Annotated in this window: 14 protein-coding genes and 1 pseudogene; 8 read left to right on the forward strand and 7 right to left on the reverse strand. The window is 63.4% G+C overall.

What is annotated here, in order from left to right; translation table 11 throughout:
- Nucleotides 1–29: 29 nt before the first annotated feature.
- Nucleotides 30–1,047 (reverse strand): annotated as a pseudogene (locus ACNQP3_RS17110) (LLM class oxidoreductase).
- Nucleotides 1,048–1,197: 150 nt separating this feature from the next.
- Between ACNQP3_RS17110 and ACNQP3_RS17115 the strand changes: the two are divergent.
- Nucleotides 1,198–2,088, forward strand: coding sequence for a LysR substrate-binding domain-containing protein (locus ACNQP3_RS17115; RefSeq protein ID WP_264316264.1), 891 nt, complete (start codon nucleotides 1,198–1,200; stop codon nucleotides 2,086–2,088).
- A gap of 22 nt (nucleotides 2,089–2,110) precedes the next feature.
- Here the strand turns inward: ACNQP3_RS17115 and ACNQP3_RS17120 are convergent, their stop codons facing one another.
- The 5 genes from ACNQP3_RS17120 to ACNQP3_RS17140 form a co-directional block, all read right to left on the reverse strand.
- Complete coding sequence (locus ACNQP3_RS17120) at nucleotides 2,111–3,961, reverse strand: DUF3857 domain-containing transglutaminase family protein (protein WP_264316265.1); 1,851 nt, start codon at nucleotides 3,959–3,961, stop codon at nucleotides 2,111–2,113.
- A 79-nt stretch (nucleotides 3,962–4,040) separates the two neighbouring features.
- On the reverse strand, nucleotides 4,041–4,526 hold the full coding sequence (locus tag ACNQP3_RS17125) for an isochorismatase family cysteine hydrolase (RefSeq protein ID WP_012272942.1): 486 nt from the start codon (nucleotides 4,524–4,526) through the stop codon (nucleotides 4,041–4,043).
- Nucleotides 4,527–4,584: 58 nt separating this feature from the next.
- Nucleotides 4,585–7,071, reverse strand: coding sequence for a TonB-dependent siderophore receptor (locus tag ACNQP3_RS17130; protein WP_082425750.1), 2,487 nt, complete (start codon nucleotides 7,069–7,071; stop codon nucleotides 4,585–4,587).
- A gap of 114 nt (nucleotides 7,072–7,185) precedes the next feature.
- Nucleotides 7,186–8,133: a FecR domain-containing protein gene (locus ACNQP3_RS17135; protein ID WP_060514705.1), complete on the reverse strand. Its 948-nt coding sequence runs from the start codon at nucleotides 8,131–8,133 to the stop codon at nucleotides 7,186–7,188.
- Nucleotides 8,134–8,136: 3 nt separating this feature from the next.
- Entirely contained in the window at nucleotides 8,137–8,646 is a 510-nt protein-coding gene (locus ACNQP3_RS17140; RefSeq protein ID WP_012272945.1) for a sigma-70 family RNA polymerase sigma factor, read from the reverse strand.
- 171 nt (nucleotides 8,647–8,817) lie between these two features.
- Between ACNQP3_RS17140 and ACNQP3_RS17145 the strand changes: the two genes are divergently transcribed.
- The 3 genes from ACNQP3_RS17145 to ACNQP3_RS17155 all read left to right on the forward strand — a co-directional run bounded on the left by ACNQP3_RS17145 (nucleotide 8,818) and on the right by ACNQP3_RS17155 (nucleotide 12,793).
- Nucleotides 8,818–9,336, forward strand: coding sequence for a sigma-70 family RNA polymerase sigma factor (locus tag ACNQP3_RS17145; RefSeq protein ID WP_060492911.1), 519 nt, complete (start codon nucleotides 8,818–8,820; stop codon nucleotides 9,334–9,336).
- A complete protein-coding gene (locus ACNQP3_RS17150; protein ID WP_060514706.1) occupies nucleotides 9,333–10,304 on the forward strand; it encodes a FecR family protein in 972 nt (323 codons plus the stop codon). Before ACNQP3_RS17145 ends, ACNQP3_RS17150 begins: the two co-directional genes overlap by 4 nt.
- A gap of 98 nt (nucleotides 10,305–10,402) precedes the next feature.
- Nucleotides 10,403–12,793 carry a TonB-dependent siderophore receptor gene (locus ACNQP3_RS17155; RefSeq protein ID WP_264316266.1) on the forward strand — a complete coding sequence of 797 codons (2,391 nt, stop codon included), beginning with the start codon at nucleotides 10,403–10,405 and terminating at the stop codon, nucleotides 12,791–12,793.
- A 72-nt stretch (nucleotides 12,794–12,865) separates the two neighbouring features.
- Here the strand turns inward: ACNQP3_RS17155 and ACNQP3_RS17160 are convergent, their stop codons facing one another.
- Complete coding sequence (locus tag ACNQP3_RS17160; protein ID WP_012272949.1) at nucleotides 12,866–13,924, reverse strand: sigma-54 interaction domain-containing protein; 1,059 nt, start codon at nucleotides 13,922–13,924, stop codon at nucleotides 12,866–12,868.
- Between the two features lie 294 nt (nucleotides 13,925–14,218).
- Between ACNQP3_RS17160 and ACNQP3_RS17165 the strand changes: the two genes are divergently transcribed.
- From ACNQP3_RS17165 to ACNQP3_RS17180, 4 genes are read left to right on the forward strand one after another with little or no spacing between them, the layout of a single operon-like run.
- Nucleotides 14,219–15,292 carry an ABC transporter substrate-binding protein gene (locus ACNQP3_RS17165; RefSeq protein WP_060492914.1) on the forward strand — a complete coding sequence of 358 codons (1,074 nt, stop codon included), beginning with the start codon at nucleotides 14,219–14,221 and terminating at the stop codon, nucleotides 15,290–15,292.
- An 11-nt stretch (nucleotides 15,293–15,303) separates the two neighbouring features.
- On the forward strand, nucleotides 15,304–16,527 hold the full coding sequence (locus tag ACNQP3_RS17170) for a lipase family protein (protein WP_012272951.1): 1,224 nt from the start codon (nucleotides 15,304–15,306) through the stop codon (nucleotides 16,525–16,527).
- 12 nt (nucleotides 16,528–16,539) lie between these two features.
- Nucleotides 16,540–17,739 carry an LLM class flavin-dependent oxidoreductase gene (locus ACNQP3_RS17175; protein WP_060492915.1) on the forward strand — a complete coding sequence of 400 codons (1,200 nt, stop codon included), beginning with the start codon at nucleotides 16,540–16,542 and terminating at the stop codon, nucleotides 17,737–17,739.
- Nucleotides 17,740–17,743: 4 nt separating this feature from the next.
- Nucleotides 17,744–19,297, forward strand: coding sequence for an ABC transporter substrate-binding protein (locus ACNQP3_RS17180; RefSeq protein WP_060514709.1), 1,554 nt, complete (start codon nucleotides 17,744–17,746; stop codon nucleotides 19,295–19,297).
- Nucleotides 19,298–19,345: the final 48 nt, after the last annotated feature.

The raw sequence follows: 19,345 nt of genomic DNA on the forward strand, positions 1-19,345 counted from the left end.
TGCGACTCAGCGCCCAGCCCGCCGGGCATCTACCAGTCCTGACACATTGGCTGCGGCCCCGGCAGGCTGGGGAATAGCGGTAGCACCTCTTGCGCCAGCTCCTGGAGGATATCTGCCACAGGCCGTTGCGCCTTGTGAATGCCCAGCGCGGCATGGTTGACCCCTGCCGCCTGCCACTCGCCTAGCAAGTCGATCAGCCCCTGACGCCCGGTTTTCAACACGTAGCCACCCTGCACGGGTGTGCGTGGAAAATGCGGGTCATCGACCAGGTCAATCCACTCGTTGGTCATGTGCGGGCGGAAGCCGCCGCCAGGGATTGCGGCACGCCAGGCGCGGACCTTCTCGGCCAGGCGCGTGCGCCCCATGGCATCGTGGGTGGCGTCCGGGTAGCTCAGCCAGCCGTCGGCATACTCGCCCAGCCACTCCAGGCTTTGTTGCGAACGGCCGGTAACCACCAACGGAATACGCCCACTCAGCGGCCTGGGCAACAGCTGGGCATCGCGCACCAACCCCAGAGGCGAGTCGATCGACGTGTGCCCCGCCAGCAATCGGCGCACATAGTCCACCGCCAGGGCAAAACGCTCGCCGCGCGCTTCATGGGCCAGGCCATAAGCGGGGAACTCAACGGCGCGGTCACCCGAGGCAATACCCAGCACCAGCCGCCCGCCCGACAGGCAGTCCAGTGTCGCCGCTGCTTTTGCCAGGTCGATGGGGTGACGCAAGGTGAAAATGGCACTACCGGTGGCCAGTGCTACGCGTTGGGTCTGAGCGGCCAGGAAGGCCAGGTAGGCGAATGGGTCGAACACCTGCCCAGCATCACCGAACGATGGGTCGAACAATGGCACGTCGCGCACACACGGCAGCGAAGCCCAGCCGGTCAATGGCCCGCACCTGTTCAGCCTGGCCCAGCAATACACGCATGTCGCCCTGGTAGGCGCGCAATGGCAGGAACACGCCCAGCGTCAGCCGCTGGGGGGCGAACATACGGCAGTAACCGGGGTGGTTGGCAAACGCGTTGGCATCGGCGCCGCGAGTAACAGCCGACAACGTCGGATCGTAAACGGACATTCTATCAATCCCTCAGAAAAACTAATGTTTGGCAGTTGATCCGAGCGTTATCCTATTCACCACTGGTTTGAATAAGAAACGATATGTTCTGCCATGTAACTTTAGATTTTCTAAACACAGGAGCAGCCCATGGGCGCCGTCTTGCCCTTGCTTGCCTTGCGCGCGTTCACCGAAACAGCACGTCTTGGCACCTTGAAAGCCGCCGCCGAGCATATGGGGGTGACGCCGGGCGCGATTAGCCAGCAGATACGCCTGCTCGAGGAGCGCCTGGGCGTCACGCTGCTGGTACGCACCCGACAGGGCGTGCAACTGACCGACGCCGGCACCACGCTGTATCCGGGCTTGTCACGCGGCTTCGGGCAGATCGAAAGCGCCTTGGCCGAACTGCAAACCGTGGCCCGCACGCCCACCCTGACCGTCAGCACCGTGCCTGCCTTCGCCGCGACCTGGCTGGTACCGCGCCTGGGCGATTTCAATGCCCGCCACCCGGGCATCGAGGTGCGGGTAGAGGCGTCAGCGAAGCTGGTGGACTTGCAACGCGACCGCGTCGATGTGGCGCTGCGTCATGGCCTGGGGCATTACCCTGGGCTGCAGAGCATCGCCCTGATGGCACCTGTGCTGTTGCCGGTGGCAAGCCCTGCGCTGCTGGCCAGCGGGCCAGCGATCGAAGCCCCCGCGGACTGCCTGTATTATCCGTTGCTGCAAGATGGCGAACGTGCCGACTGGCCCTTGTGGCTGCAGGCGCATGGTTGCACCGTGGATGGCCGCTGCAGCCGCGGCCCGAGCTTCGATGAAGACCTGCTGCTGTTGCGTGCGGCGCTGGCTGGGCAAGGTATTGCGCTGGTGCAGGACCACCACGCGCAAGAAGACCTGCGCAGCGGCAGGCTGGTGGTAGCGGTGGACAGGCCATGGCCGGCGCGGTTCGCCTACTATGCCGTGGCCCACCAGCAAGCACTGAAACGCCCGCAGGTGCGGGCGTTCATAGACTGGGTCACAGACCAGGCACTGGGCAAATGGTGAGGGCGAATTGCACCTCTTCCATTTACCCCGCCTGCACGATGATCTGGCTCTGCAGGTCGCGGATCATCGCCTCCAGGGCCGGTTTCATGGCCGTGAAGTCTTCTGGCGTGCAAACCACATCCGGTCGGCTGAACTTGAAATGCCGCTCCACCACCACCGCATTGCCATCCTGGGTGTAACGCGCGCTGTAGTCGACATTGCCATCGTGCACCTTCACAGGCTTGGGGATCGCCAGCACGTTGACCTGGGCCGGGAACTCGAAGCGCGACGTTTCCACCGTGTCGTTGGAAATGCACACAAAGCTCTGGCTGCGGTCCTTTTCCAGGGTGAAGCTGTACACATTCTGCGAGATACCGCCCGCCAGGCTGGTCAGGGTCGCCACGCCCACCGGCCCTGGCAGGTTGACCAGGTTTTCCGTGCGCCCGTCGACGGTGCTGACAAAATCGCCATTGCCCACGGGCGGCGCGACCTTGAACGAACCACTGCCGCGCTGGCCGTAGGCGGCCAGCACTTTTTCCACCAGCATGTCGCGGTCTGCCGGTTTCATCAGTTGCAAGCCAAAGCGGCTCATCTCGCTGGCCCAGCCCTTCACCGTGGAAACGTTGGTGAAGTCGGCGGCACCATCGGCCTTGACCTTGAACAGCAAATCACTGGAAACCTGGTTCAGCTGCATGGCCGGGGTTTTGCCGAACTCGCCGGTGGCCGTCAGCAGCACGCGCTTGTTCAGCACGGTCAACGGCAGGTAACCCGCCGCGATCGACGGGTCGGTCGAGTCCAGGTACAAGTCCAGGCTCGGCACATAGGTGATCACATGGTTCAGTACACCCAAGGTCGGCACTTTGGGGAACACATAGGCGTTGCCCTGGTTCACCAGCGCCGGTGTGCTCCTGATACCTGCCGCGCTCAGCAGCGCCTCCAGCAGCGCAACATGGTCCTTGCAGTCGCCGTAGCGGTTGTCCAGCACGGTTTGCGCGGCATGCGGCACCACCCCGCCAGCACCGACATACACCGCCACATAGCGGATATTCTGGCGCACCCAATCACTGAGGGTCAGGGCCTTTTCCCGGGCTGTGGGCACACCGGCGGTCAGGCGCTTCGCCAGCTCGCTGATCTGAGGGGTGACCTCGACCGTGGCCCTGGTCTGATAGGCCTGGGCGAAGTCCTTGAACCCTAAGAACGTCGACACTGCCAGGTAGTGGCCGTAATCCAGGTACGACACCGCCCCCGTCTCGATCCGCGCCCGCGCCCCCGGTACATAGTCCCAGCGATACACTGTACGGCCATCACTCGTGGCAGGCGGCGACGCCTTGAAACCACGGGCATCGGCCTGCAGCGGCATGCCCTGGGGCATCTCGTAGGTCAGCGAAAACTGCCCGACCGGGTAGAACTGCGGCACGGTGATGTCTTCGAACTGCCCAGGGAACAATGGCGTAGAGCGGTTACGTTGATAACGCAGCACCAGCCGGTCACCCACCGCAACCTCGGGGAAGATGACCACCTTGTTGACCGAGTCCTGGAACATCGGTGCCTGGGCAGACGCCTGCTCTTGCTGCTCCTTGATGTGCGCGGCATCCACCTGCACTTTGCGCCCGTCGGGCTTTTGCGTATAAGCCTCGACCACTTCCAGCGTTTCCAGTGACCGGTTGTAGCTCAACGGGTGCTGGGCATTGGTCTTGATGGCGCGGTCTTCGTTGATCAGCATGACGCTGTCGACATCCAGACGGAAGCTGCCGTCTTTCTGTACCACGAATTTCTGCGCGATCTTCTCCAGGGTGACGGAACGGTCGGTGCCGTCGGTGAAGGCGTGGGCATGGCTACACCAGGCCAGGGTTACAGGCAGCAGAACAGCTGCCAGACGGAGCATTTTCAGCATGGAGATCCTTCTCGATCAGCGGTTTACAATCGACAATGATACGCATTGTCACCGCATGATGGCAAAGTGACTACATGCACTACCCTTGCATGGCCAGTTCGGCCAGTACTTCGGATGAGGTGGTGACCTGCCGAAAATGGTGCTTCCACAGGTCGATACCGAGCTTGCCCGAGCGGTCCAGCGAAGACCCTACCGTCATGTCTGTCACCAGCGTTGGCATCAACCCTGCGTCGAACAGGGCGAAGCCTGCGGCCAGCACACAGGTTTCGGTCTGCAACCCACACACCAGCACCCGTTCCACACCCAATTGCCGAATGTACTCAATCGCCTCGGCACGTTGCCCGTAGCCATGCTTGACGAATACCTGGTCGGCCTCGACCAGGCTTTCGTCCTCGGCGGCCGGGTGCCAGCCGAGCTGGCGCTCGAACGGCGTGACCTGTTCATCATGCAACTCGACCGAGGCAATGGTGGGGATGTTGGCCGACAAACGCCGCAGGCCATCGACCAGCCACTCGGGTGGGCTGAAGGTGGATTGGACATCGACGATGAGCAAAACCTGGCGCATAGCGTACTCCGGCCATAGGCAAATGGCGCGGAGTATAACGCGTGGCGCCGGGGCTTGATCACCAGTCGTAGGTCATCTCTACCGAAGCTACCCGCTCCTGCCCGTAGTAGCAGCCAAATGCGTAGTTGCAGTCCGATACGTACTCGCGGTCGAAGATGTTCTGCACATTCACGCTGGCCTGCAGGCCACGCAGGCTTGGGTCGAGTTTGCCCAGGTCGTAGCTGACGGTAGCGTCATACACGGCATAAGCCGGCACATCGAAGGTATTGGCCGAGTTGCCCGGCTTGCGGCCGGTGTAACGGGCACCGGCGCCAAAGGTCAGGCCATTGAGCATGGCCTGGGTGAAGTGATAGTCCACCCACAGCGAGGCAGACACCGGGGCCTGCGACTCGTTGCGGTTGCCCTGGTCGCCATAGGTACTCTTGGTATAGAACGAGTCGATGTAGGTGGCAGCGGCCAGGACATCAACGTTCTCGATGCTGGATTTGAGCTCCAGCTCCACCCCACGCGAACGCACCTCGCCATTTTGCGACTCGTACTGCGGGTACTCGGTATCGCCGGTCAGCACGTTTTTCTGCTTCACCTGAAACACCGAGGCCGTGAACAAGGTGCCCTCGAACGGCTGATACTTCAGCCCCACTTCGTATTGCTCGCCCTCAGTGGGCTCGAACGCCTTGCCGCCACGCTCTGGGGCCGCCGTGCCCAAGGTTGGCAAGAACGACTGGGAATAGCTGACATAGGGTGCCAGGCCAAACTCGGTGACATAGGTGAGGCCGATGCGCCCGGTGAACTTGCTGTCACGCTGGGAAGCAATGCTGTGCGCCAACAAGTCTTTGTTGTCGATTTCGGCCCAGTCCTGGCGCCCGCCTACGGTCAGGATCCAGTTGTCCAGCTTGATCTGGTCCTGCAGGTAAACCCCGGTCTGGCGCACGGTATTGTCCCAACGGGTATCCAGTACCGGGGTGATGCTGCTGGTGTCGAAGTTGTTCTTGCCATAGAGATCGACGGGCAGCACGTTGTAGGCGTTATAGCCATCGTACTTGCGCGTGAAGTGACGGTAGTCCACGCCTGCCAGCGCGGTGTGCTGCAAGGCGCCTGTATTGAACTTGTATTCCAGGTTGTTATCGACGGTGTACGAAATATTGTGCTGGCGCCAGTCGAGCTTCACCCGGTTGGCGCGGGTGTAGTCCACCCCATCGCCCTCTGTCACGAAACTGCGCAGGTAAAAGCCTTTGTAGCGGTCACGGACATCGGTGTAGCGCGCGGTAGAGCGAAATGCCAGCTCGTCACTGAAGCGGTGGTTGAAGTCGTAGCCGAAAATGTACTGGTTGCGTTTGTAATCGTTGTAATGCGAGTCGCCCGAGAAGAAGTCCCGGTCGATATGCTGGCCTGTCGGGCCACGCTTGAGCGAACCGATCATCGGCAGCGTCTGGTAGTCGGGCAAGCCATCGTCACGCTGAACCTGAGCGAGCAACGTCAGCGAGGTGTCTTCATTCGGCGCCCAGGTCAGGCTGGGTGCCAGTAGCAAGCGCTCGCTGTGGGCATGGGCGACCAATTCGTTGCCTTTGTCGGCAACGCCGACCAGGCGATAGGTGAAGACCTTCTGCTCGTCCAGCGGGCCGCTGGTATCGAAGGCACCGTTGACCCGGTTGTAGCTACCGGCGCCCAGCTTTACCTGGCTACGTTGCTCGCGGGTCGGGCGCTTGGAGACCATGTTGATCAGCCCGCCCGGCTGGTTTTGCCCGTACAGCACCGACGATGGGCCTTTGAGCACCTCGATACGCTCCAGCGTGTAGGGGTCGATCTGGGGGGCACCGCCCAGGCTGCCGGCGTACGGCAAGTAGGCGCCGTCCAGATACAACGGGGTCGGGGCAAAGCCACGGCTGGTGATTTCGTCGGCAATGCTGTTGCGGTCGGTGAAGCCGCCGGTGGCCAGGCCCGGGGTATAGCGCAGCGCCTGGGTCAGGTTGCGCGCCCCTTGCGCCTGCACCTGGTCGGCGGTGATCACGTTGATGGCCTGGGGGATTTCCAGAATCGGCGTGTCGGTCTTGGTGCCGGTCGCGCTGCGGCTGGCGACGTAGCCGCTTACCGGCCCATAGGCGGACTCAACGGCCGTGCCGGTAACGCTGGTGGTATCGAGCTGCAAGGTGGAATCATCACCCACCATGGGCAGCAGCGAGTAGCTGCCACTGCCCTGCTTCAGCACCTGCAACCGGCTGCCGGCCAGCACCTGGCGCAGGCCGGCGTCGGCGCTGTAGCGGCCATGCAGGCCGGGCGACTGCAGCCCCTGTACCGATGACGGCTCGAACGACACCGTCACACCGGCCGCCGAGGCAAATTGCGTCAGTGCCGTGCCAAGTGCGCCAGCGGGTATGTCGAAGAGCGCTTCAGCCTGGGTTTGGGCAACGGCAGGTTGGGCGATCATCGCCGCTGCCAGCGGTGTCGCCAACGCCACGCTGAACAGCGCGCGATGCACGGCCCGCGCCAGGCTGGCTTGGGTCGAGTTGATCGGGAGAGTACGGTTGCAATCGTTGACAGCGAGCATGCGGTTTCCTTTCGCCCTGCGGCAGTTTTTTCAGTGCGCTTGGTGCGCGTCTACCTACAAGTCGAACGAGAACGAAAATCGATAACCCTGCTGACAAAAAAACAAGGACAGGCTTCAGGCCGCCTCGACACGCGTCCAGTAGCGGCTGAAGCGACGAATACGCACAGGTAACGTGGTGGTGAGGTTTTCCAGGACACTGTCGATATCGCTCAAATGAAACGCCCCGGACAACCGCAAATCATTGACGGCCGCATCACAGCCCAGGTACCCAGGGCGATACCGCTGCAGCTCGCTGACAACATCGGCAAGGCGCCAGTCATCCACGACCAACATTTCACGGGCCCAGGCGTCTGCCATGGCCGCAGCCGGTGTCAGGGCACCGATCTCTTCCAGGCGAAATGCCAATTGCTGGCCTGCGCCTACCCGCACCACCGCCGCGCCACGTGCGCTGCGAACTTCCACGGCATGTTCCAGCACGCAAACCCGGCTGGTCTCGCTGTCGCAGCGCACCGTAAAGCGTGTTCCTAGCGCGCGGACACTGCCCTGCCTGGTGTGCACGATGAACGGGCGAGACAATGCATCCGGCACGGTTTGCACCAGGATTTCACCCTTGAGCAATTCAAGTGCGCGAATGTCGGCGGTATAGCGAACGTTGACAGCCGTGTCGGTGTTCAACTGCAGTTGGCTGCCGTCGTCCAGTTGCAATGAACGGCGCTTGCCAACGCCAGTGCTCAAGTCAGCCATCAAGCTGGCAACGCCACCTTCGCGCAATGCCAGCCCACCTGCCGCGCCCGCCATCAGCAGCACCGACAGTACTTTGAGCACCTCACGCCGTTTGGCCCTGGCACTGTTCAACATGGGCCGCGCGATACCCGGCGCAACCTGCTGCAGCGTGCCCTGCAAACGCCCCAGGCGCTCCCAGGCCTGCTGGTGCCGCGGGTCACTCAGCAGCCAGCGCCGATGTGCCGCTCGCGTGGCCTCGTCAGCCTCGCAGCGCAGCTCGACGTACCAGCGTGCGGCAGCCTCCAGCGTGTTGCGATCCAAGGGGTCTGCACCTGTCACCGGTCACGCCTCAGCCAGCAGCAGGCAATGGGTCAGCGCCCGCACTGCATGCTTTTTGACGGTGGTAAGCGACACATTCAGGCGCCTTGCGATTTCCACATAGCTCAAGCCATCGAGCTGGGCCATCAGGAAGATTTCGCGAGTGCGTGTGCCCAGGCCGTCGAGCAGGCGATCGATCTCCATCAAGGTCTCGATGATCAGCAGGCGCGCCTCGGGCGAAACCTCTACCAGCTCGGGCCGTGTCGCCAGGGTTTCCAGGTAAGCCTGCTCCAGTGCCCGTCGCCGGAACATGTCAATCATCAGGCTGCGGGCCACGCTGCTCAAATAGGCCCGTGGCTGTCGCAGCTCAGCGGCCTTGCGCAGGGTCAGCACCCGGATGAAAGTGTCCTGGGCCAGGTCGGCGGCATGCTCCACACAACCGAGCTTGCCGCGCAGCCACCCGCACAGCCAGGAATGATGGTCCTCGTAAAGTGTGTGCACGGCTTTTTGCAGGGAAGGGTCAGCGCAGGGCATGGGTTGAACCGATCAGAACGTCTTTAATAATGACTCTCATTTAACCCGAGTCTTGCAGGGCTTAGCAATCGTATCTCGCCATCAGATAGTGTTGCCGTGTTCATCAGCCCTGGCCTACCATTGCGAAAAATTCTCATATGAGACCTTGTCGCATAGCGTAAGGATGCCCCGATGTCGCGTCTCGACCCCGCTTACAGCCAGCAGATTCACACATATTACACCAACCACCACGGCTGGATTCGCGGTTGGCTGCACAAGCGCCTGGGCAATGCCAGTGATGCCGCCGACCTGGCCCATGACGTGTTCGTGCGCCTGCTGAGCAAGCCGCAGCAATTCCAGACCGAGCAGCACGCGCGCGCCTACCTGAGCACCGTCACCCGCCATCTGTGCATCGATTTCTGGCGCCGTCAGCACCTGCAGCAGGCTTGGCTGGAGGCCTTGGCCGCCCTGCCCGAACCCTTGGCACCCAGCGAGGAAGAGCGTGCACTGGTGTTCGAGGCACTCGAGCAGGTGCAGCGAATGCTCGCGCGATTGCCGGACAAGGTCTGCCAGGCCTTTCTGCTGGCCCACGTACAGGGCCTGGGCTACCGGGAAATCGCCAGGCAGCTGCAGGTTTCCGAACGCAGCGTGACCAAGTACATGGCCCAGGCGATGTACCAGTGCCTGCTGCTGGAACTGGACCTGCCATGAACGCCAGCGAGCGCCCGGACCACGCCACCTTGCAGGCAGCCGCCAACTGGTATGCGCAGTTGCTTGCAGCCCCGCAAGACCTGCAATTGCAGTTGCGCTGGCAGAAATGGCTCGGGACTGCACACGCCAACCAGGTGGCATGGGACCATGTGCAACGCATCAGTCAGCGTTTCTCACCGCTGAAACTACAGGCCGACGCCTCACTGCAGGCACTGGGCAGCGTGCGCCGCACCGACCTCGACCGCCGTCGCGCAGTTGGACTGCTCGGTTTGCTGTGCGGCGGCAGCCTGCTGGCCTTGGCCGGCTGGCGCCTACCTGCCGCCAGGCGACAGCTGCAGGCACTCAGCGCCGACCAGCGCACCGGCACCGGCGAAGTGCGCAGCCTGCGCCTGCCGGACGGCGGCCAACTGTGGCTGAACAGTGCCACCGCATTGAACATCGACTACCGCGCCAACCTGCGCCGCCTGGAGCTGCTGGCCGGTGAAGTACTGGTAGAAACCGCCCATGACAGCCGGCCATTCGTGATCGACACCCGTTACGGCCGCCTGCAAGCGTTGGGCACCCGCTTCAGCGTCTGGCAACGCGACCAGGCCGCACGCCTGAGCGTGTTCGACGGTGCCGTGCGCCTTCACCCCGCAGATGGCGCAGGCAGCCTGGTGGTTGCGGCAGGATGGCAAGCGGATTTCGACCGCCATGGCGCACAACCGCCCCGTGCGGTGGACGAGTCGCGCCAGGCCTGGCGCGATGGCCGTCTGTTGGCCAACGACATCAGCCTTGGCGAGTTCAGCGAACAACTGCGTGCCTACCTGCCCGGTCATCTCGGTGTTGCTCCACAAGTGCAGGCGCTGCGGGTGATGGGCAACTTCCCAGCCAATGACCCGGAACGCACCCTGGCCATGCTCGAAAGCGCCCTGCCGATCAAGGTGCGCAAGACCTTGCCTTGGTGGTACAGCATCGAGCCACGCTGAACCCACCGTTTTTTTGCGCAGGGGTGTTCCGGTTTTACCCGGCTCGTTCGGATTAGCAGATGAACACCCAGCTTCATCTGCCCCCACAAGGAACACCCATGCCCCTGCTCCCGTTTACCTTGCGCCCTCTGCTGCTGGCTCTGCCGTTGCTGATCGCCACCCCGGTGATGGCCGACGACAGCCCGCGCCGCTACGACCTGCCATCCGGCCCGCTGGCCCAGCAGCTCAACCGCCTGGCCAGTGCGGCCGGTATCTACATTGTCGGCGATGGCGTGCTCAGCCAAGGCAAGGCCAGCGCACCGCTGCAAGGCGAATTCACCCCCGAACAGGCCCTGGAACGCATGTTGCTGGGCAGTGGCCTGATCGCCGTGCCCAGCGGCGAACGCCAGTATCGGCTGCAACCTGCGGCACAAGGTGCGGGCCTGCAACTGGCGCCCACCAGCGTCGATGCCTATCGCGACAGCGCCTACGGTGCCGTGAACGGCTACCTGGCCACCCGCGCCAGCAGCGCCAGCAAGACCGACAGCGCGCTGCTGGAAACCCCCGCCTCGGTGTCGGTGGTGACCCGTGACCGGATCAAGGCCCAAGGTGCACAGACCGTTACCGAAGCCTTGAGCTACACCGCTGGCGTGCACGCCAACGTCGCTGGCAACAACCCCACCGACAACACCTTGATGGTGCGTGGTTTCCAACAGATCAACAGCGATGCCTACACCGACGGCCTGCGCAACAACAACATTGGCTATTACGCGCCGGAGCCGTTTGGCCTGGAGCGCATCGAGGTACTCAAAGGGCCGGCGTCGGTTATCTACGGCCAGGGCGAGCCTGGCGGCATGATCAACCTGGTCTCGAAAAAACCATTGTTTGCCGCCCACCGTGAAGTCGGTCTGTCGCTCGGCAATCACGACCGCCAGCAACTGAGCCTGGATGTCGGCGACCTGCTCGACAGCCAGGGCACCCTGGCCTACCGCCTGGTGATGCTCGGCCGTGATGCCGACAACGAGATCGACGGTATCAAGGACGACCGCCAGTACGTCGCGCCCAGCCTGACCTGGGCACCGAATGAAGACACCAGCCTGACCCTGCTGGCGTCGTACCAGAAAAACACCAACCTGTTCACCTCGAACATGGCCTACTCCCTGTTCGACGGCTCCAACCCCAACGGCCGCGTACCCCGCCACCGCTCGCTGAACGAGCCGGGCTTCGACCGCGAGCAGTCAGAGATGAACAACCTGGGCTATGAGCTGAGCCATCGCATCAACGACACCTTCAGCTTCCGCCAGAACTTGCGCTACAGCCACATGCACGGCTATCAGGATCAACTGTTTCGCAACAGCGGTGTGATCAATGGCAACACCCTGGCCCGCTATTACGAGCTGCGCGATTACAACAGCGACAACTACACCCTGGACAACCAGCTGCTGGCCAATTTCAACACCGGCCCATTGCGCCATGACCTGTTGCTGGGTGCCGACTACCTGCGCGGCCACCGCAGCCAGGACGTGCAGCACGGCGACGCGCCATCGATCAACATCTACAACCCGGTGCGCGGTGTAACGATCGACACTTCCCGCTACACCTCACTGTTGTCCACCGCCCGCGACGACCGCCAGGTCGGGCTGTACCTGCAGGACCAATTGCACCTCGACAACTGGGTCGCCACCCTTGGCATGCGTCACGACTGGGCGCGCCAGGACAGCACCAATCGCATCAATGGCAGCCACCAGGTGATCACCGACGAGGCCACCACTGCCCGCGCGTCGTTCGGCTACAGCTTCGACATGGGCCTGTTCCCCTACGTGAGCTACAGCGAGTCGTTCAAACTGGCCAGTGGCAACAGTTTCGACGGTTCCCCGTTCGAACCGGAAACAGCCAAGCAATACGAAGTGGGCATTAAGTACCAACCGCCAGGCAGCGAAAACTACATCACCGTGGCAGCCTTCGACCTGCGCCGGCAGAACGTGGCCACGACCGATGTCGAGCACCCGGGCTTCAGCGTGCAGCAGGGGGAAGTGACCTCGCGCGGGGTGGAGCTGGAAGGCGTAGCCAAACCGCTGCCGGGGCTGAACCTGATCACCGCGTATACCTACAACGATGTCGAGGTAACCAAGGACAACCCGAACGCGCTGGGCGTCAGCAACAAGGGAAATGCACCGGTGCGGGTCCCACGTCATCTGGCCTCGCTGTGGGTCGACTACACCCTGCTGGGCGGGCCATTGGCCGGGCTTGGCGGCGGCCTTGGCGTGCGCTACACCGGCGCCACCTCTGGCGATGCGCAGAACACTTTCGAAGTGCCTGGCTACACCTTGGTCGATGCCATGCTGTCTTACGACTTCGGCAAGGCCAACAACGGCCTGCAGGGCTTGTCGGCGCAGCTCAATGTGAAAAACCTGACCGACAAGTACTACGTGGCCGGCTGCTTCGCCACCGTAGCCTGCCTGTTGGGAACGGGGCGCACCGTAACCGCCGACCTGACCTATCGCTGGTAGCTGGGTACGCCGCCGAACTTGCGGGAGCGGGCTTGCCCGCGATAAGTGCGCGGCAGCCCCAACACAGGCACCTCATGCCTTCGACAGTTCGCCAATCTTTTCCAGCCGCGCCCGCACAATGTTACGGCTGATGTTCAGCAAGCGCCCCGTCTGCAACTGGTTGCCGTGGCAGTATCGATACGCCGCCCTGAACACTGTCTCCTCGATATGCTCATACAGGTTCGGCACATTCTGCTCGAACAACGCCAGCAACGCACTTTCCAGGTCAGGTGGTGCCGCGCTGGCTGTCGGCAAGTAGGCATGTGCAACCGGCGCCGCTACCTGTGGCCGCATATCGACCAGGTGCAGGTCCGCCGGTGCCACCACCTGATACCGGCACACCAGCAACGCATGGTGAATGGCGTTTTCCAGCTCGCGGATGTTGCCCGGCCAGCTATGCGCCAGCAATTTGCGTTCGGCATCCGGGCTCAACGAGGCACGCTCGTACCCCAGGCGTCGGCAATGCTCCTCGATGAAGAATTCCGCGAGCGGCAGGATGTCCCCCGGTCGCTCTCGCAGCGGCGGCAAGCGAATCGTGGCGACATGCAGGCGGTAGAACAGGTCTTCACGAAAATGCCCCGCCACCACTGCATCAGCCAGGTTCACGTTGGTCGCTGCCACCAGCCGCACGTTGATCGGGATCGGCGTGCGTGAGCCCAGGCGCACCACTTCACGCTCCTGCAGCACCCGCAACAACTTCACCTGCATGTTCAGCGGCAAGTCGCCAATTTCATCGAGGAACAGCGTGCCGCCGTTGGCTGCTTCGAACCAGCCGGCCTTGTTGCTGGTGGCGCCGGTGAACGCGCCTTTTTCGTGGCCGAACAGCTCGCTTTCCACCAGGGTTTCGGCAAAGGCACCGCAGTTAACCGCCACGAATGGCTCACGCCCGCGGCGGCTTAGGTGGTGGATGTGACGGGCGACCAGCTCTTTGCCGGTGCCGGTTTCGCCGATGATCAGGGTGTTGGCCTCGCTGGGCGCCAGGCGCTCGATGCGGCTGAGCAGCTCCTGGGAGCGCGGGTCCTTGAACACGAGCACGGTGGCACGTACCGACTTGGTCAGCTCGCGGGCATTGGGGTGGGTGATCAGCGACATAGGGGCATTCCTGGCAGTTGACGCGCAGGCCAATAGTGCATGAAACAAATTAGATCAAAAAATTATTAATTAATATTTATATATTCGAATTGGAAATATTCGATTTTTCAGCAGCCCATTGCTGCCACAGCAGCAACCCGCCAGCACTCGCCTGCCCGCCGGCCAGCAGGCCCGGCCCGCCGCACGCAGCCTAACCCTGGCTGAAAGCCCCACCACGCATGGTCTGCAGCCAATTTTCGAAGGGCTGGCATGCATTTCGCTCCTGGCCTGTAGAACCTTTGCCTGGAGCTGCACATGAACAATCCCTGGCGTCATGCCCTTGCTCTGTTGGGCGGCCTGTTCCTCAGCCTGGCTGCGCTGGCAGCCGAGCCACCGGCGGCGGTGCGCATTGCCATCGTCGCCTTCACCCAGGGCGGGGCGCCGGTGTTCGGCGGCATCCCCGGCCGGGTGATCGAGGAAGGCTGGCTGGAACAGCAACTGGCCGCCCGCGGCGTGAAACTGCAATGGACCGCCCTGCCCCATGCCGGCGCCGGGCCACAGATCAACGAAGGCTTCAGCAACGACAGCCTGGACTTTGCCGTGCGTGGCGACCTGCCTTCGGTCATCGCCGGGGCTGGCCAGGTGCCGGGCAAGCTGGTGGTGCCGGGCGGTAGCGGCAACAACATCTACCTGGTGGTGCCGAGCAATTCCACTGTGCGCAGCATCCAGGACCTCAAGGGCAAACGCCTGGCCCTGCACCGTGGTCGCCCGTGGGAGTTCGCCTTCAGCAACTTCCTCGAAAGCCAAGGCCTGAAACTGAGTGATTTCAAGATCGCCAACCTCAACCCGCAAGTGGGCGCCGCTGCGGTTTCCGCCGGCAAGGTCGATGCCGCCGTGTTGCTCAACGAAGCCTATGCCCTGGAAGACAAAGGCGTGGCGCGCATTCTCTGGTCGACCAAGCAAGGCGCCAATGATTGGCGGCTGGTCTCGGACCTGTGGGGCACCGACCGCTTCGTGCAGCAGCACGCCGACCTGACGCAACTGGTGGCCACCGCCTGGGTGCGCGCGGCCTGGTGGATTTCCCAGGAACAGAACCGCGACGCCTACTACGCGCTGTCATCGCGCGCGGGGGTCAGTGAAAGCGTGCTACGCCGTGACGACCAGGACGACCCCGTGGCCTGGCAAGCGCGCTGGGCGCCAAAAAGCGATGCGCAGCTTAAAACCCATTACGACGCCCTGGGCCAGTACGCACTGGCCAACCGGCTGATTCGCACGCCCTACGACATTACCAGCGACCTGGCCACGGGCTTTACCCGCCAGGCCTTGATCGACTTGCAACTGACCCATTACTGGCCGTCCCTCGACGCCCAGATCAGCCAACAACCTTGAGAGCCTTTCCCATGAAACTGCCTGCTTCGCTCGTCTTCGGCCTCAGCGCCCTGGCCCTGTCCATCGGCGCCATGGCCGCCGAAACCTACGCGCCAAAACCTGACCCGCAACAGGGCGATGGCCGCGTGTCGGCCTTCTACACCTGGACCAAGGCCATCCCCGCCACGCCCGGCAAACTGCTGCGCAGCGAACCGCTCGAGCAGGCGCTGAGCCTGCCCAATGCGGCCAGCGCACAACGCATCCTGTACACCTCGCTGGACGGTATCGACGGCAAGACGCCAATCGTGGTTTCTGGTGCGCTGTTCATCCCCAAAGGCAAGGCACCCGCGGGCGGTTGGCCGGTCGCCAGCTGGGGCCATGGCACCGTTGGCGTGGCGGATATCTGCGCGCCGTCCTGGGCCGGGCGCAGCTACCGCGACGTGCAATACCTCAACCGCTGGCTGGATGAAGGCTATGCCATCGTCGCCACCGACTACCAGGGCCTGGGTGTACCGGGCGGCCACCCATTGCTGAACAACCGCATGGCCGCTTACGGCATTCTCGATGCGGCCAAGGCCGTGGTCGCCGGCGTACCGGGGCTGGCCGACAAGGTGTTGATCATTGGCCAGTCGCAAGGGGGGGCCGGGGCCTTTGCCGCCGGGGCCTATGCGGCAACCTATGCGCCCAAGCTGGGCGTCAAGGGCAGTATCGGCACAGGGGTGATCTACACCGTGGGTTCGAAAAATGTCGGCGAACAGGACCAGAACAAGGTCGACCCGGCCCTGGCCTACGGCTTCTACACGCTGCTTGCCGCGCAGCAGTATGACCCGAGCATCGACCCGCGCGACTTCTACACCGACAAGGCCCTGCCACTGTTCGAGCAGGCGCGCACCAGTTGCCTGTCAGCACTGGTCAGCGACGTGGTCGGCACCGGCCTGACCCCGGCCAATGCCAAGAAGGACTACCAGGGCGACAAGCTCAAGCCCTGGCTGGCGCAGGTGTCGTACCCGACCTTGAAGCTGGCCCAGCCGATCTTCATCGGCACCGGCGCCGAGGACAAGACCCCCGCCGCCGCCACCCAGGTAGCGCTGATGCAGGACGCCTGCAAGGCAGGCTCGGTGGTGCAGGGCCACCTGTACAAAGGCCTGGGCCACAGTGAAACGGTGAATGCCTCGTTGAAGGACTCCATCCCCTTCGCCCGCCAGGTCATCAGCGGCCAACCGGTCACCCCTAATTGCAGCCCAAGCGTCCAGTAAGGAGGCCAGCCCATGAGCATCGAATTCTTCACCCGCCTGCCCCTGCATGGCGAAACCCAGTTCCTTCCCGGCGACCCGCGCAACCGCGGCGACTGGCATGCGGGCGGGCCCAGCACCGGTGCAGTGTCGGGGTTTGCCGTGGGTGATCACTTCACCTACATCGACTACCTCGGCCAAATCGCCCGCGCCGCTGAAATAAACGGTTTTGGCGGCGCGCTGATGGTCAATGCCCCCACCGGCGAAGAGCCGTGGACGGTGTGCTCGCTGCTGGCCCGTGAAACCCGCACGCTGAAATTCGTCACCGCCTTCCAGCCCTATCACTACACCCCATGGGTGGCCGTACAGCAGGCCGCGACCTACCAACGCGCCACTGGCAATCGCCTGGTATGGAACATCATCAATGGCGGTTCGGATGCCATCCAGCGCCAGGTCGGTGACTTCGAAGACCATGACCAGCGCTACGCCCGCGCCACCGAGTTCATGGACGTGGTGCGCGGCTATTGGCACAACGAGCAGTTCCACTACCAAGGCACCTACTACCGCGCCGAGGGCGGTGGCCTGCGCGGCCCGCTGAAAAAAGCCGAGCTGCCGCTGATCTGCACGGCAGGTTCGTCGGTGGCAGCGCGCGAATTCGCGGCCAAGCACGCCGACTTCTACCTGATGCGCGCCGAGCACCCGGACGAGATTGCCGCGCTGATCGCCGATATCCGCGCCCGCGCGCTGAAGTGGGGCCGCACCGATATTCGCTTTGGCCTGTCCATCGACGTGATCGCTCGCGATACCGAAGAGGCGGCACTGGCCGAGGCCAAGCGCTTCTTCGACGAAGGCGTGGCCAAGGGCACGGTCAAGGCTCGCGCTGCCCATGCGGGCCTGCGCACGGCACGCAAACTGAGCTATGAGCACGACTACAACGACAAGGACGAGCAACAGGCCTTCGACGACTTCTTCATCCACCCCAATGTGTGGACCGGCTTCGGCTACATCGGCATCCCGCCCGGCTGCGCGCTGGTAGGCAGCTACGCCAACGTAGTGGCGCGCATCCGCGAGTACCACGGCATAGGCATCGATCTGTTCTTCCTGGCCGGCTACCCGCACCTGGAAGAAGCCTACCGCATCGGCGAGCACATCCTGCCGCACTTTCGTGACCAGCGCGCAGCCCTTGCCCGCCCTGTAGCCGAACCCGTGCAACTGCACGCCAGCAACGGAGCCTGACGCCATGGCCAGGGACGGTTACCCACTGAGCCGGCGCAGTTTCCTTGGCCACGCCGGCGTGCTGGCCGGCGGGTTGCTGGCCGGCTGCGGCCCCGCCGACGGCCCAACCCATGCCGTGGCCGACCAGCCACGCCATGGCGGGCGCCTGCGCCTGGGCATCATCGACGGCAACCAGAGCGGCAACCTCGACGCCCACAAGCCCATCGGCAGCGGCATCGTGCGTGGCTTTGCCCTGTACAGCAAGCTGTGGGAATGGGACGAGCAGATGCAGCCGCGCCTGGCCCTGGCCGAGTTCGCCGAGCCCAATGCCGATGCCAGCAGCTGGACCTTGCGCCTGAAGCCGGGGCTGGAGTTCCACCACGGCAAGACCATCGACGCCGACGACCTGATCTTCTCCATCCGCCGCCTCACCGACCCGCAGCTGGCCTCGCCCTACGCGGCGCTGCTGCACTGGGTGGACCGCGACAACCTGGTCAAGCTGGACGACCGTACCGTACGCCTGGGCTTTCGCGAAGGGCGCAGCTACCTGCCGCTGCCGGAGACCTGGGTCAACTTCGGCGGCATCGTGCCGGTGGACTACCACCCAGTCACCAACCCGGTCGGCGCCGGGCCTTACAAACTGAAAAGCTTCACCCCAGGTCAGCGCTCACTGTTCACCCGCTTCGACAACTACTACAAACCCGGCAAGCCTTATGCCGATGAACTGGAGATCATCGACTTCAAGGACCAGACCGGCCGCCTGGCGGCATTGCGGGCCGGGCAGATCGACATGGCCAACGTCATGTCCACCGAACACCTGCAGGTGCTGCAAGCCGACCCACGGCTGCGCCTGCTGAAGTCGGTGAGCGGCAACTGGCTGTCGTTCGACATGAACACCGCCAAGGCGCCGTTCGACGACCCGCGCGTGCGCGAGGCATTCCGCCTGCTGGCCGACCGTGACGAGCTGGTGCGCCGTGCGCTCAATGGCCAAGGCCGGGTGGCCAACGACCTGTATGCACCGTTCGACCCCACCTTCGACCACAGCATCGGCCCACGCCCTCATGACCCGCAGCGCGCAGCCCAGTTGCTGCGCGAAGCCGGCCATGAACAGTTGCAGGTGGAGTTGGTGACCACGCCAGGGCCAGGGCTGGCTTCGGCCCTGGTGCTGGCCGAGCAGGCCCGGCGTATCGGTGTGACCCTCAATGTGCGCCAGGTCGACCTGGCCACCTTCCAAGGGCCGCAGCGCGATGACTGGACCTTGAGTACCGGTGGCAGCATCGGTGCGCCGTTCCTGGCCAGCGCGATTCACACCGATGCGCCATTCGCCGTGGCCAACAAGACCCACTTCAACGACCCCGAATTCAGTCAGGCCTTTCTCGCCGCCATGGCCCAGCCAGACCTGGAGAAGCGCAAGAACCTGGTGCACCAGGCGCAACGCATTCAATACGAACGCGGCGGCATGTTGATCTGGGGCTTTGCCGACCTGCTCGACAGTGTCAGCACCCGCGTGGGTGGCGCGCAGGCAGAGCAGTCGCTGTTCAGTACCTGGCGGTTCGAGAGCCTGTGGCTGAAAACCTGACCCTGTTACTACGCGGTCTGCCTTTTGTAGGAGCGGCCTTGTGTCGCG

It is taken from the genome of Pseudomonas sp. LFS074 (genome assembly GCF_047978165.1).
Lineage (GTDB): Bacteria > Pseudomonadota > Gammaproteobacteria > Pseudomonadales > Pseudomonadaceae > Aquipseudomonas > Aquipseudomonas putida_P.